Origin of the sequence: Marinomonas sp. A3A, assembly GCF_018336955.1 — a bacterium.
Lineage (GTDB): Bacteria > Pseudomonadota > Gammaproteobacteria > Pseudomonadales > Marinomonadaceae > Marinomonas > Marinomonas lutimaris.
On sequence record NZ_CP025532.1, the window covers coordinates 1,905,469 to 1,920,270 of the forward strand.

Below are 14,802 nucleotides of genomic sequence, written 5' to 3' on the forward strand. Positions count from 1 at the left end.
CATATGGAGATAAAAGCAGATGAAAGAACTAGCTAAGCCTACCTTAACTGGCGAGTTTGTTGCCGAGGTGATTGGTACTGGCATATTTATGTTTATTGGTACAGCATCTGTAGCGGCGCTAGTTACGGCAGGCGCACAGTTCGGGCAATGGGAGATCAGTATTATTTGGGGTCTTGCTGTTGCGATTGCTATATATGCTGTTGGTGGCGTGTCAGGTGCGCACATCAACCCAGCTGTTACACTTGCGCTGGCGACCTTTATGGGGTTCGAATGGCGCAAAGTTCCTTTCTTTATCATCGCGCAGTTTATTGGCTCTGCCCTTGGTGCAGGCCTTACTTATTTTCTCTATGGACCTGTGATCGCAGAATGGGAATCTACTCATCAGGTAGTTCGTGGCACTGTCTCCGGCTTACAAACAGCGGGAATCTTTACTACGTTTGCTAATGCTAACATTACATATTGGCATGCCATGTTGGTGGAAATGTCAATTACGGCTTTGCTTATGTATTGTGTACTTGCCCTTGGCGATGATAAAAACGGTGGTTCAAAAGGCGTGCTAACTGGACTTTTTGTTGGTCTAGTGGTTGCTATCATTGGTGCTTCTGTTGGCCCGTTGACAGGGTTTGCGATGAACCCAGCGCGTGACTTAGCACCTCGCTTGATGATCGATGCGTTAGGCTGGGGAAATGTCGTGATGACAGGCGGTCGAGATGCAATTTATGCTTGGGTACCAATTGTTGGGCCGATTTTGGGCGCGCAATTAGGTGCGTTTATTTATACCCGATTTGTCAGTCCATCCTTGCCAGAAAATATTCAAGATCGAGCCGTCGCTAAACAAAAAGCCGTGGTGTCCCATCAGTAATTGATTATAAAGCCTATAAAAACAAGGAGAACTATCATGTCAGAGCAAGCCAAAAATAAACCGTATATTGTGTCGTTAGATCAGGGAACCACCTCTTCTCGAGCGATTATTTTTGATCATAACGCCAACATCGTGGCGACGTCTCAGCGTGAGTTTAGTCAATACTTTCCTCAGTCTGGTTGGGTGGAACATGATCCAATGGAAATTTGGTCTAGCCAAAGTTCGGTATTAGCCGAAGTACTTGCTAAGACAGGGATTCAACCGGACCAGTTAGCGGCAATTGGTATTACCAACCAGCGTGAAACCGCTATTGTTTGGGACAAAAAAACAGGGCGTCCTATTTATAATGCAATTGTTTGGCAGTGTCGTCGTACTGCGGCTATTTGTGATGAGCTGAAAGCTCGTGGTTTGGAGGATTATGTACGCGAAAATACGGGTTTGGTCATTGATGCGTATTTTTCGGGTACTAAGGTAAAATGGATTCTCGACAATGTGGAAGGTGCTCGTGAAAAAGCGGACAACGGTGAGTTGTTGTTTGGCACAGTGGATTCTTGGTTGATCTGGAATATGACGCGTGGGCGTGTGCACGTCACCGATTATACTAATGCGTCTCGTACTATGTTGTTCAATATCAAAACCCTAGAATGGGATAAGCGAATGCTGGAAGAACTTGGCATTCCTGAGTCCATGTTGCCAGAAGTGAAAGGCTCCAGCGAAATCTATGGTGATACAAACATTGGCGGTAAAGATGGCACGCGTGTGCCAATCGCAGGAATTGCAGGGGATCAACAATCGGCTTTGTTTGGGCAGCTCTGTGTAAAAGAAGGTATGGCGAAAAATACCTACGGTACAGGCTGTTTCTTGTTGATGAATACTGGCACAAAACCAGTTCAATCTCATCATGGTCTAATCACGACTTTGGCTGTTGGTGCAAAGGGTGAAGTGAATTACGCATTGGAAGGCTCTGTTTTTATGGGGGGAGCGACGATCCAATGGTTGCGTGATGAGCTGGGTATTATTCGCGATGCACAAGATACCGATTACTTCGCTGCGAAGGTAGCAGACAGCAATGGTGTGTATTTGGTGCCTGCCTTCGTTGGTATGGGGGCGCCATATTGGGACCCGCATGCGCGAGGTGTTATGGTGGGGCTAACGCGTGGTACGAACCGTAATCATATTATTCGCGCTGCGCTGGAGTCGGTGGCATTTCAAAGTCGTGATTTGGTCGATGCTATGAAGCAGGATTCTGGTATGGATTTGCTCACTCTAAAAGTGGATGGCGGCGCTGTTGCTAACGATTTCTTGATGCAATTCCAAGCAGACATTGTAGGTACTCATGTAGAGCGGCCTAAATTGACCGAAACGACGGCACTTGGTGCCGCGATATTGGCAGGGTTAGCGGTTGGTTTTTGGGATTCTATCGACGATATTAAAGAGCATGCAAAAATTGATAAAACGTTTGAACCTACTATGCAGGATGCCGAACGTGCTAGGCGTTATAAAGGTTGGCAAAAGGCCGTGTCTCGCTCATTAAAATGGGCTGAGGAAGATGGTGAAGAGTAAGCTGGTGTTTTTCTAAAGGCAGAGTTTATTGATTCTGTCTATGAAAATAGGCCATGTATTTTAATGCGGTAGAGAATTAAAAAATTAAAAGCGAGTATGTTTTTGCATACTCGCTTTTTTTAGCTGGGTGCTTCTTGTTCTTGTGATTGCTCATAAAAAAATAATTTTTTTGAAGTGCACAAAAATCCAAGTCATTCATCAATGAAGCTGGCATGATATTTTGATCAGATTAATTGCCATATCAACGAGCTAAATAAGGAGTGATTTAATGAAGGTTGCGTTTACTAGTGACAATATTGCCGGCGCGTCAGATTCCGTTTTTAAAGCCATGCTGGAAGCCGCGCAAGGTGATGCCATGCCGTACGGTAATGATGATGGCACGGCGCAAGTTACGCGTATGTTGTCGGAGCTTTTCGAGTGTGATGTGGATGTGTTTTTGGTTTCTACTGGGACGGCTGCGAATTCGTTAAGTGTGAGTGCTTTTACGCCACCTTGGGGCAGTGTGTTGTGCCACTCTGAAAGTCATTTGTTGAATGATGAGTGTACTGCGCCTGAGTTTTATACCAGTGGTGCGCGTTTTGTTGGTATTGGTGGCGCTGATGCCAAGATGGATCCTGTTCAGCTACAAAAATTAGTCAATCAAAAAATCGGAGATGTGCATTCATGCCAGCCTTCGGTGATCAGTTTGTCACAAGTCACCGAAGTCGGCAGTGTGTATTCGTTAGATGAAATACACGCCATTACGAGTGTGGCGAAATCGGTTAACTTGCCTGTTCATATGGATGGTGCGCGTTTTGCCAATGCTTTGCTTGCTTTAGGTTGTACGCCAGCGGAAATGACGTGGAAAGCGGGCGTGGATATTTTGTCTTTTGGCGCGACAAAAAATGGCGTTATGGCATCTGAAGCCATTGTAGTATTTAAACAGTCTCTTGAAGAGAAAGGGATTTCAAGTGATAGAGTGTCTAAAGAGCTGGGTTATCGTCGTAAACGCGGTGGGCATTTGCATTCAAAAATGCGTTTGTTGTCTTCACAGATGATTGCTTACTTAACGGATGATTTGTGGCGTACCAATGCGACTCATGCCAACGCTATGATGGCGCTGTTACAAGATGGTTTGAAAACCGTTCCGGGTGTAAAAATTAATACACCAGCTCAGGCGAATATGTTGTTTTGTACCTTGCCCTTGCCAATGATTGACCACCTGCAAACTGAAGGTTTTGGTTTTTACGGCGGTCGTTGGGAAGAAGGTGTGATTCGATTGGTGACGTCTTTTAGAACACCAAAAGAGGGTGTTGAAGCCTTTGTTGAAAGTGCGAGACGTTTTGCAACCGTGCAATAAAGAGTTTGATTAAGAGCGGTAGCTTGACGGCGCAACGCCAAAGGCTTGCTTAAACGCTCGATTGAAATGGCTTTGGTCATAAAAACCGACATCTGCAGCGATGTCGGTGATCATGGCATTGGTTTTGGCTAATTGTGCGCAAGCTCGTTCTAGTCTTAAGCGCATTAGCCATGCATGTGGCGCGAGTCCGGTTTGCTTTTGGAAACGTCGAATAAATTGAAAGCGAGTTAATCCGCATATTTCTGCTAGGTTATTCAAAGAGATTTTGCTGGATAAGTTGGCTTCGCAGTAATCTCGAACACTTTGTATTTGTTGATTCGTTAGACCTGCGTTTTCTTGGATCAATGGTTTTTTCTCTGCCGCAAACAGTAAGTTTGAAAGCGCGTTCGCCCATAACGTATCTTTGTGGAGTTGGCTGGCGTATTGGCTTGGATCAAAAGCTTGAGCAAGTTGTAAAAACGAACTGTTGTGTGTGGGCTGATTGATTATCGATGGGGCAAGCTGAAGATTGGTTTCTCTGTCCTGGCTGTCTAGCAGCGCAGCTTGCATTAATTCTATGGGAACTCGAAAAGTTTTTAAATGTCTCATAGTACTATCTCGACCGTAGCCGTCGTGAACTTCGCCCGGTGGCATTAGGCAAATTTCTCCAGGAACTAAATCTAGCGTTTGATGCTGAACTTTTTGATGCTGAGTGCCTTGGGTAACAAGTCCTATGTGGTAATCCAAGTGATAATGCGGCTGAAAGTGAAACTTTGTGAGTGTCGCTGCACTGATGACTAGGCCTGGCAGCTCTTCAATATGTTGGTAGCGAAAGGATTCAGTGCTCGACATCGTGCAAAGGTCTCATGGCTTCTTTGGATAATCTCGTATTGTTGGTGACTTTTGCTTCCCAACAGTGCTTACTATGGTAGCGATAAATTTGTCGTTCCGCTTGTATTTTTGTGCGTGGTGATTAATAACATCATGGAAAGAAAATAAGTCGGGTGTGTTTTGAAAACTTAAGGATTCATTGTTATGGAAGAGTTACTTAGCTATATATTGAGCGTTCAGACTCTGGTGCTTGTGCTGGTGGTTGTGCTGCTAAAAACCTCGATCAAGTTTGTGCCACAAAATCAGGCATACGTTATTGAGCGTTTTGGTAAGTATCAATCAACAAAAGAGGCTGGATTGAATTTCATCTTTCCTTTTATTGATCGTATTTCTGCCGATCGTACGTTAAAAGAGCAGGCCGTTGATGTGCCTGAGCAAAGCGCTATTACCAAGGATAATATTTCTTTGCGTGTCGATGGCGTATTGTATTTCCGTGTATTAGATCCTTATAAAGCAACTTATGGCGTAGAAAATTATGTCTTCGCCGTGACTCAGTTGGCGCAAACTACTATGCGTTCTGAGTTAGGTAAAATGGAATTGGATAAAACATTTGAAGAGCGTGATGTGCTCAACACCAATATTGTGGCGTCGATCAATGATGCAGCAGGTCCTTGGGGTATTCAGGTGTTGCGTTACGAAATAAAAGACATTGTTCCACCACAATCTGTGATGGAAGCAATGGAAGCCCAAATGAAAGCGGAACGTGTCAAGCGTGCGCAGATTTTGGAATCGGAAGGGGATCGTCAAGCTGCGATTAACCGTGCCGAAGGTCAAAAAGCGTCTGTGGTTTTGGCGGCAGAAGCGGATAAAGAAGAGCAAGTATTGCGCGCAGAAGGTGAGGCGAAAGCTATCGTTGCTGTGGCATCCGCTCAAGCCGAAGCCCTTCGCCAAGTAGGTGAAGCTGCGGCGACCGAAGAAGGTCAAAAAGCCATTCAGCTCGATCTTGCAAGCAAGGCAATCGAAGCTAAGCGTGCGATTGCCAAAGAATCGTCTGTGGTCTTGTTGCCAGATGGCGCAACTGAAGCGTCTGCTGTGGTTGCTCAAGCTATGACGATTATTCAGAAAATGACGAAAGGGAGCTAGGTATGGATATCATTGCCAATAATCTGGCCCAAAGCTTGTTTATTGTTGGTTTGATTCTATTGGTCATCGAAGTGGCGGTACTAGGTTTTTCTACCTTTGTGCTGTTCTTCGTTGGCTTGGCTGCGATGGCGACCGGTGCTTTAGTTTATGTTGGGGTATTGCCGAATAGTTTGTTGAGCGCTTCTTTAAGCACTGGCGTGATGACCATATTGGCCACGTTAATATTGTGGAAGCCGCTTAAACGCATGCAATCTAAGGTGAGCACCAAAAAAACTAAAAGCGAATTTACCGATCATCAGTTCTATTTAAAAGAAGCTGTATCGCCAACTCAGTCTCCTAAATACCACTATTCTGGTGTGGAATGGTCTTTGGTAAGTGAAGAGCCCATTGAAGCTGGAACGAAAGTAGAAGTGACTGAAGCCGAAGTAGGCAAATTGCATATTAAAGCGATTAGCGCTAAGTAAACGGCTTTAGATCCTGATAAAAGAAACGCCAAGTGTGTCGGTTGTAGCGCCGAACATGCTTGGTGTTTTTTTATGGCTTTGGGTGGGAGGCAAAAACCAGCATTCAGTGATAGACTTGCTTGTAACGTGGATAGGAGTGATGCATATGTCTGACGCATTAAAAACCGTACTGGATAATATGGAGCTATTAACGCCTAGTGAAAAAGCTTTGGCAGCTCATTGTCTTTTGTCTTCTCTTGAAGGTGAGCCAAGTAATGATGTTGAGTCAGCTTGGTTGGCATTAGCAGAAGACCGCAGCAATGCTTTGTTATCTGGCGATGTAAAGGCAGTACGTTGGGAGGAGATTAAGGCTAACGTTGTAAAATAATATGTTGAATTTAACCTTTCACCCTGATGTCAGTCAGGAAATTAAATCCTCCTATGATTGGTATCAACTTCAAGCCAAAGGGCTTGGTGATGATTTTATTAAAGAGCTTGAATCTGCATTCAAAACAATTCTGGCGCTTCCTCGAACTTGGCCCAAGTTCGGTGCAAATCATCATAGATTTTTATTATCTCGTTTTCCTTTCTCTGTCATTTATCAAGTGCATTCAGATAACCTTTATGTGGTTGCCATCATGCATAACAGTAAAAATCCGGGCTATTGGTTGAAAAGAGATTAATTGGTGCTTTCTGCACTGATGATTTTTTGCGGCAACCAGAACGAAATAATACTGGTAAGAATAAGAAACCCACAAGATACCCAAAGGCAGGCAATTAATCCAAAGTCTTGGTAAATCCAGCCTGACAAAATCGTGCCAATGAGCCGTCCCATGGCATTGGCCATGTAGTAAAAGCCCACATCTAATGACACGCCATCTTCGCTAGCATAGTGAACAATTAAATAGCTATGCAAGGATGAATTGATAGCAAACACCACGCCGAATATTATGAGTCCGCTCAATAGAATCCATAACGCCTGATCGGCGCTTTCTAAGCCAATCGCGATGGCCGCTGGAATAGCTGTTAGTAATATGGCCCAGAATTTGGCTTGTGTGCCGGTTGGTGCTTGTTGCTTTGTTTTTCCTGTGAGGTGTGGTGCAAGGCTTTGGACAACACCATAGCCGATGACCCACAAGGCGAGGAAGCTGCCTACACGCCAATGATCCCAATCAAATTGGCTGGATAAATACACTGGCACAGCAATGACAAACCATACATCCCGAGCGCCGAACAGAAAGAGGCGAGCCGCCGATAGAATGTTGATTTCAGTGCTCTTGGAAAACATTTGTGAAAATTTCGGTTTGTTCTTCGACTTGCCTAAATCCTCTCGAAGTAGATACAAACTGGCAAGCCAAACGATAGCAAGGGCAATCGCCATGGCTAAGATGGCATTATGAAAACCAATAGCGCTGAGTAGAAAACCGCCAAGGAAAAATCCCACGCCTTTGAGGGCATTTTTCGAGCCGGTTAGTAGAGCGACCCATTTGTATAAAGTGCCGCTGGCGTTTTTGGGAACGAGTGTTTTGATGGCACTTTTGGCGCTCATTTTGTTGAGATCTTTGGCAATGCCGGATAAAGCTTGTGCCGCCATCACCCAAGGAATAGTTAAAAAGCTGGTGGGCAATAAGAGCATAGATAAAGCGATGACTTGCATGGCGAGGCCAATGTTCATGGTGCGGTTGAGTCCCCATTTTGCACCAAGCCAGCCACCAAAGAGGTTGGTAACGACCCCGAAAAATTCGTAAAACAAGAAGAGCAAAGCAATGTCTAATGCGCCATATCCAAGCTGGTAGAAATACAACACGACCAGCATGCGCAACGCGCCGTCAGTCAGAGTGAAACTCCAGTAATTACCCGTGACGATAAGGTACTGACGAACGCTTTTTGGTAATTGTGACAGCATGGGGTGTTTTCGCTTTGCTCTGTTGTTTGTATTAGATCGCTTTGTCTAGCTTGCCGACTTTGCGCACCAATTCGGCTGTACGATTTGCGTAACCCCATTCGTTGTCGTACCAAACGTAGAGTTTTACTTGTGTCCCATTAATCACCATGGTGCTGAGTGCATCGATGATGCAAGAGCGTGGATCGGTACGGTAATCAATCGATACTAATGGGCGAACTTCGTAGCCAAGAATGTTTTTTAATTCGCCTTCGCTGGCGGTTTTGAGTAGTTGATTGATTTCTTCTTCTGACGTTGGGCGTTTCATTTCAAACACGCAATCAGTTAAAGAGGCGTTGGTCAAAGGCACGCGCACAGCGTGGCCGTTTAGTTTGCCTTTTAGTGCTGGGAAGATATGTGTGATGGCTGTTGCGGAGCCTGTGGTGGTTGGAATCAAACTGCTGCCACAAGAACGAGCACGGCGTAGATCTTTGTGTGGCGCATCGATGATAGTTTGTGTGTTGGTGATGCTATGAATCGTGGTCATAGAGCCATGTTTGATGCCTATGGCATCTTGTAAGACTTTGACGACTGGGGCGAGTGAGTTGGTGGTACAAGACGCTGCGGTGATGATAGGGTGCAAGCTTGGATCATAATCGCCATCGTTAACGCCCATGACGATATTCAGCACGCCATCTTCTTTCACTGGTGCGGTTACCACGACGCGCTTTACACCTTGGTCTAAATAAGCTTGCAGAGCAGCTTTGGTTTTCATTACGCCAGTCGCTTCAATCACCACGTCGCACTGTGACCAGTCCGTTTCTGCGAGTGTACGGTTTTGTGTGCAAGTGATGGTTTTGCCATTCACAATGATATTGTTGCCTTCGCTGCTTGCCTCGTTGTGCCAGAGACCATGAACCGAGTCGAAGTTAACCAAGTGAGCGAGTGTGGCTGCATCACCTTTTAGATCGTTGATTTGCACAAACTCTATATCGTCCCAGTCAAAAGCTGCGCGAAAAGAAAGTCGTCCCATACGACCAAAGCCGTTTATTCCTACTTTAATAGTCATTGTGTTGTCTCAAATGCATGATGAAAATTGGATGTTTAGCAGCAAGTTCCAGTACGTTTTGGCCTGCCACCCATGGTTTCGAGCTGATCTATGTTGTCTTTTAGCCACAAAATTTGGTTGTCTAGTGTGGTTTGTAAGACACTCTTCGCCCAATTGGGCAGTTCTGGATGCAATTGATAAAACACCCATTGTCCTTGTCTTCGATCACTCAAAACACCATTTTTTCGTAGCTGGGCAAGGTGGCGAGATATTTTAGGTTGCGTTTCATTTAGTGCTTCGGTGAGTTCGCAAACGCACAGTTCTTGATATTGAGTAATGAGTAATAGGCTTCGCAATCGGGTGTCATCGGCGAGCGCTTTGTAGAAATGATCGGGCTTCATTGTAAAAAACACATCAGTTAATGTTGATGGAAGTATATGTGGAAAAGCGTATATATGCAAAATCATATATTCTAATTGTTAAACATTTAACAAAAAGTTCATCTATGGTTTGGGCTGACAATAGAAAAGTCGAAGGCAATAAAAAGGGCGAGTTCCGAGGAAGTCGCCCTTGATAGATATTGTTTGATGGATATTGTTTGATGAGTATTGTTTGATCGAAATTGAATGCTCTAACGCAAAATCAAAAGTGGAATATCGCTCTCGATTATCATCTTGCTAGTGTTGCTACCAACGAAGAATTGGCGAACTTTAGAGTGAGCATACGCGCCCATCGCCATAAGTTCGATCTGGTTCTCTTCACGGTATTGAGTCAGCACAGGGTAAATCTTCCCCGGAATGATGGATGCCGTGACGTCAAAGCCTTCTTCTTCAAGTTTGCGATGTGCTTCTTCTAGTTTCAGACGTCTTTCTGGTGTTGCTTCGCCAGCCATGACTAGGTGGCAAGGTAGGCCAAGCAATAACGGACTTTGGGCTATACGTACTATGGCGTTGTCCGCGGCTTCTCGGCCATCGTAAGCAATCATAAAGTTGGTCGGTGCTTTAAATTGGCCAACACTAATTAATATTGGTCGATGCAATGTTCGAGCGACTCGCTCAATATGAGAGCCAATGGTGTGGGCGCTTTGAGTATGGCCGCTGCCACAACGACCCACGACGATAAGGCGAGTTTCTTCCTCAAGGTCGAGGAGGTTTTCCACTAGATCGCCATGACGCTGTAATAGCTCGATTTGCTTGGCGCCAGCCTTATGAGCAAATGCTTTGGCGTTTTCGAGCACCAGCTTGCCATGCTCTAAGGCTAATTTAGCGCGTTTAGCATCAAGGGCAACGAGCTCTTCTAGTAAGTGCTCTCGGCTGCCTAAGCCGATTGAACCAGAAAGATCTTCATCGGTTCTCGCCGCTTCTTTTTCCAAGGAGTGCATCAAGGTTAATGGCGAACCCATTTGCTTGGCCGCCCACACTGATGCTGTGGTGACACACTCAGATAGAGAAGAGCCATCGATACAAGCTATTATATTAGTCATGTTGCACTCCTTGTTGTTATTCTAGGGTGTTTTAGTGGCCACCCATTACTTTTTCGACTTCTTCAGGGTTGTTGTGAACCCCAAATTTATCGACGACTGTCGCACTGGCTTCGTTCATTCCTACCAGCTCAACCTCAGCACCTTCGCGACGGAATTTAATCACGACCTTATCCATAGCGGATACGGCTGTGATGTCCCAGAAATGTGCATCAGTTAAATCAATCGTAACTCTTTCAACCGCTTCTTTAAAATCAAAAGACGCGTTAAATTGATCTGACGATGCAAAAAACACTTGTCCGATGACTTTATAAGTACGATGACCTGTTTGTTCACCTTGTTCGTTTTTCACCACCATAAAACGACCGATTTTGTGAGCAAAGAACAAAGATGCCAACAACACACCGACAAAAACACCGATTGCTAAATTATGTGTGGCAACCACAATAGAAACGGTCGCCAACATTACAATATTAGTCGATAACGGATGTTTTTTCAGGTTGATGATAGATTCCCAAGAGAAAGTACCAATCGATACCATGATCATCACGGCAACCAAAGCAGCCATTGGGATTTGACTAATCAGATCGTCCAAGAAAACCACCATGATCAACAATAAGAAACCTGCGATAAAAGTGGAAAGACGACCACGACCACCGGATTTTACGTTAATGACAGATTGTCCGATCATGGCGCACCCCGCCATGCCGCCCAAAAGACCAGAAGCTATGTTAGCAACCCCTTGACCTTTACACTCGCGGTTCTTGTCACTGCCTGTATCAGTGAATTCATCAACAATGGTTGCTGTCATCATGGATTCCAGCAAACCGACGACAGCAAGACCAAGTGAGTAAGGCAAAATGATCATTAGGGTTTCTAGGTTTAACGGTACGTCTGGCCAAAGGAAGACAGGTAGGGTATCTGGTAGTTCACCCATATCGCCAACGGTACGAATATCTAAGCCATAAACCATTGCAAAGGCAGTCAGTACGACGATACATACTAATGGTGAAGGAAGTGCTTTGCCTATGACAGGAAGCAATGGGAATAGATAAATAATACCCAAGCCAGCGGCCGTCATCGCGTATACATGCCAAGTGACATTGGTTAGTTCCGGCAGCTGCGCCATAAAAATCAAAATGGCTAAGGCGTTAACAAACCCTGTTACGACGGACCGCGAGACAAATCTCATTAATGCGCCGAGCTTTAAATACCCCGCTATTATCTGGAAAACACCTGTTAATAGCGTGGCTGCAAGTAAGTACTCTAAACCATGCTCTTTTACCAAGGTAACCATTAATAGCGCCATCGCACCTGTGGCAGCAGAGATCATCCCAGGGCGACCGCCTACAAATGAGATCACCACAGCAATACAAAAAGAGGCATACAAGCCTACTTTAGGGTCAACGCCTGCGATGATCGAAAAAGCAATTGCCTCTGGAATCAAAGCAAGAGCAACTACTGTACCAGCGAGAGAATCGCCTTTAATGTTTGAGAACCAGTCTCGTTTTATCGTATCGATCATGTATTACCTTCTGAATAAATTAGAGCAAATAGCTGTAGCCGCTAGTTTATTAGCGGTTTGCTTTATAGGTTTTTTATCTTGTTAGCCGTTTTTATAAAAATATGTTCGGAATATTAGGCCATGATTAGGGGTATGCGAAACACTCCCATAAAGGCTCATAGAATGAGTCCTAGAGACTCTGAAATAGGCATCGTGCAGCGTTTGACCCTTAAGTGCTTAAGATCTGTGCCCGAAAGAGCAGAAATTATAAAGAGTTGATTTATGCATAGCAATGACAATGAGGTAGAAGGAGTGCGGTATTTAGGGAGGAAGGCAAAAAAGAACCAAAAAAGGATAGAAAATGTTAAAAAAGTGGACTGACTGTACCAAGGTACAATAGCGACCTTGTCTTTTATCCCCTATCTTGAGAGTAATTATAGAACTATTACGACTTACTTTTAGTCTTCTTTTTTAGGGAAAGTATCATGAGCGACAGTCAACCACCATTTGCAACACTAGGCAACGCGATCGGCTTTATCACTAAGTTAACCGGCTCCGTGACTATCCAATCTATTGATGGCCAAGAGCGTGTGGTGAAAATCGGCGACCCGATTTTCTTCGGCGAGACTGTCGTGACAGGGACGAATAGTTCAGTGACGATCGCCTTTGTCGATGGTACTGAAGTGGTGATTGGTGGCGACTCTGCTGTCGAAATGACGGACGAAATATACAACACAGGCGATAACGCAGATCTTGTTGCGGATTCTTCTACTGATGTTGATGCGTTACAAGACGCCATCTTAGCGGGTGATGACCCTACCTTAATTCAAGAAGCTCCGGCAGCGGGCGAACTTACAGGTGAGCAGCAACGCGTTGATGTCGATATTGATCGAAACGACAATACGGCACTTCCTACCTTTGGTAATGATACGTTCAATGCACTGCCAACGTTTGGTAATGACACAAATAACGGCAACGGTGGGCAAACCACGCAACCTCAAAATCCGACGCCTTCCACTTCGGATAGAACGACTCCTGCTGCAGTTAGTACGCCAGCAGTTGCAGGTACCGTTACAGTTAATCCAATTACCGCAGATGATGTTGTCAATGAAGTCGAAGCAAGTGGCACGATTACTGTAACGGGTACAGCCACTGGTGGTGATATTTCACAGGGTGACCCAGTTGTATTGGTGATCAATGGTGTTACTTACACGACAGTAGTTAGCGCAATTGGGACTTGGTCTGTTGGGGTAGCTGGCGCAGATTTGGCGGCAGATACAGCATTTGATGCGGTTGTAACATCCAGTAATAGCTCTGGAAATACAGTTCAGAGCACAGGCTCATCGACTCATACGGTTGATGTTTCTGCGGATGCTACGATTACTATCGATCCTATCACTGACGACAATGTCATTAACTCTAATGAAGCTTCAAGCACTGTCAATATAACAGGTACTGTAGCAGGAGATGCTGCAATAGGTGATACGGTCACTTTAACTGTAAATGGTCAAAATTATACAGGTTCAGTCGTTAACTCGATGGTGACTGGGTCGACTGTTTTGGTTTATAGCATTGAAGTGAATGGATCTGATTTGGCGGCAGATAGTAGCATCGTTGCTAGTGTTACTGGCTCAGATGAATTTGGAAATAGCTTCACTGCTAATGCTGTGGGAAATTATGATGTTGATACAAATGTAATCGTTAGCATCGATGATAATGGAACAACACAAGAAGGAGATGATGCTCAATTTATTATATCTTTAAGTCAAGCGCCTGGAAGTGATGTCACAATTCGACTAACAACTTCTTTTGAAACGGCGAGTGCTGATGATATTGGCGCGATGGGAGTTAGTTACGTTGATAGCAATGGCGATACTCAATCATTAACTGTTAGCTCCGATGGTTCTGTGACAATACCAGCAGGTGTAACTAGTTTAAATGTTACTGTGCCAACGATTGTAGATGGTATCCAAGAAAGTAATGAAAACTTTTCGGTAAGAGTTATTGGTGTTGATGGCGTTATAGGTAATGACATAGCGACAACAACCATCATAGATAATGATAATGCTCCCGTTGTTAATAATATAACTTCTGCAGTGAATGCGGATGGCGACGCGGTGGATGAAGGCGAAGGCGCCGTCTTTACTATAAGTCTAAGTAATGCAAGCAGCAGTGCGACGACCTACGATTTTAGCTTGACGAACGGCACAGCGGGCAGCGACGACTACGACACAGACCTGTCGAACGTGACGTTCAGCGGTGGTGTCACTTACGATGCGGACAGTGGCAAGATCACAGTCCCAGCGGGCGTGACCGAGTTCACGGCGACGGTCGCGACGACCGATGACAATATCTATGAAGCAAATGAAGTATTTACACTTACGGTTGGTGGTCAGACGGGGACTGCTACAATTATAGATAACGAAAGCGCGCCAGTGGTGAGCATCGCGGCGGATCAAACGAATGTAGATGAAGGTGACGTAGCAGGCTTCACCGTGAGCATCGACCAAGAGGCTGATGAAGCGGTTGTCGTGAACTTCACCTACAGCGGTGTGGCGGCAGACGGCAGTGACTTCACAGGCGTCGCGAGCGTGACGATCCCAGCGGGCTCAACGACTGCGGACCTCGACATCACGACCATCAATGACGGCATCTACGAAGGAGCAGAATCCTTCACAGTCAGCATCGACAGCGTGAGCGGTGCGGATGCGACCGTGTCTTCTGATAA

The 14,802-nt window shown here is 45.1% G+C and carries 14 protein-coding genes; 8 read left to right on the top strand and 6 right to left on the bottom strand.

Annotation, left to right across the window (positions count from 1 at the left end):
* Positions 1-19: 19 nt before the first annotated feature.
* The 3 genes from CYL31_RS08840 to CYL31_RS08850 all read left to right on the top strand — a co-directional run bounded on the left by CYL31_RS08840 (position 20) and on the right by CYL31_RS08850 (position 3,764).
* Positions 20-862, top strand: coding sequence for an MIP/aquaporin family protein (locus tag CYL31_RS08840; RefSeq protein ID WP_212918549.1), 843 nt, complete (start codon positions 20-22; stop codon positions 860-862).
* A gap of 36 nt (positions 863-898) precedes the next feature.
* Positions 899-2,425 carry a glycerol kinase GlpK gene (gene glpK, locus CYL31_RS08845; RefSeq protein ID WP_212918550.1) on the top strand — a complete coding sequence of 509 codons (1,527 nt, stop codon included), beginning with the start codon at positions 899-901 and terminating at the stop codon, positions 2,423-2,425.
* A gap of 268 nt (positions 2,426-2,693) precedes the next feature.
* Positions 2,694-3,764 carry a threonine aldolase family protein gene (locus CYL31_RS08850; protein ID WP_212918551.1) on the top strand — a complete coding sequence of 357 codons (1,071 nt, stop codon included), beginning with the start codon at positions 2,694-2,696 and terminating at the stop codon, positions 3,762-3,764.
* 9 nt (positions 3,765-3,773) lie between these two features.
* Here the strand turns inward: CYL31_RS08850 and CYL31_RS08855 are convergent, their stop codons facing one another.
* Entirely contained in the window at positions 3,774-4,595 is an 822-nt protein-coding gene (locus CYL31_RS08855) for an AraC family transcriptional regulator (protein WP_212918552.1), read from the bottom strand.
* A 183-nt stretch (positions 4,596-4,778) separates the two neighbouring features.
* Here CYL31_RS08855 and CYL31_RS08860 point away from each other — a divergent pair, with 183 nt between their 5' ends.
* From CYL31_RS08860 to CYL31_RS08875, 4 genes are all read left to right on the top strand, one after another.
* Entirely contained in the window at positions 4,779-5,717 is a 939-nt protein-coding gene (locus CYL31_RS08860; protein WP_169460147.1) for an SPFH domain-containing protein, read from the top strand.
* Between the two features lie 2 nt (positions 5,718-5,719).
* A complete protein-coding gene (locus tag CYL31_RS08865) occupies positions 5,720-6,181 on the top strand; it encodes an NfeD family protein (protein ID WP_212918553.1) in 462 nt (153 codons plus the stop codon).
* Positions 6,182-6,326: 145 nt separating this feature from the next.
* Entirely contained in the window at positions 6,327-6,548 is a 222-nt protein-coding gene (locus CYL31_RS08870) for an addiction module protein (protein ID WP_212918554.1), read from the top strand.
* Position 6,549: 1 nt separating this feature from the next.
* A complete protein-coding gene (locus CYL31_RS08875) occupies positions 6,550-6,843 on the top strand; it encodes a type II toxin-antitoxin system RelE/ParE family toxin (RefSeq protein ID WP_212918555.1) in 294 nt (97 codons plus the stop codon).
* On the opposite strand, the gene arsJ is transcribed toward CYL31_RS08875, so the two are convergent.
* From arsJ to CYL31_RS08900, 5 genes are all read right to left on the bottom strand, one after another.
* The gene (gene arsJ / locus CYL31_RS08880; RefSeq protein WP_212918556.1) at positions 6,840-8,066 is read right to left on the bottom strand and encodes an organoarsenical effux MFS transporter ArsJ; all 1,227 of its coding nucleotides are present in this window, start codon (positions 8,064-8,066) and stop codon (positions 6,840-6,842) included. The genes CYL31_RS08875 and arsJ overlap by 4 nt on opposite strands.
* A gap of 31 nt (positions 8,067-8,097) precedes the next feature.
* On the bottom strand, positions 8,098-9,111 hold the full coding sequence (locus CYL31_RS08885) for an ArsJ-associated glyceraldehyde-3-phosphate dehydrogenase (protein ID WP_212918557.1): 1,014 nt from the start codon (positions 9,109-9,111) through the stop codon (positions 8,098-8,100).
* A 35-nt stretch (positions 9,112-9,146) separates the two neighbouring features.
* Positions 9,147-9,491 carry a metalloregulator ArsR/SmtB family transcription factor gene (locus tag CYL31_RS08890; protein ID WP_012069554.1) on the bottom strand — a complete coding sequence of 115 codons (345 nt, stop codon included), beginning with the start codon at positions 9,489-9,491 and terminating at the stop codon, positions 9,147-9,149.
* Between the two features lie 230 nt (positions 9,492-9,721).
* Positions 9,722-10,573 (bottom strand): universal stress protein, encoded by an 852-nt coding sequence (locus tag CYL31_RS08895; RefSeq protein ID WP_212918558.1) that lies wholly within the window; start codon positions 10,571-10,573, stop codon positions 9,722-9,724.
* Positions 10,574-10,604: 31 nt separating this feature from the next.
* Positions 10,605-12,095 (bottom strand): SulP family inorganic anion transporter, encoded by a 1,491-nt coding sequence (locus tag CYL31_RS08900; RefSeq protein WP_212918559.1) that lies wholly within the window; start codon positions 12,093-12,095, stop codon positions 10,605-10,607.
* A gap of 464 nt (positions 12,096-12,559) precedes the next feature.
* On the opposite strand from CYL31_RS08900, the gene CYL31_RS08905 reads away from it, so the two are divergent.
* A partial coding sequence (locus tag CYL31_RS08905) for a retention module-containing protein (protein WP_212918560.1) occupies positions 12,560-14,802 on the top strand: 2,243 nt, incomplete at its 3' end.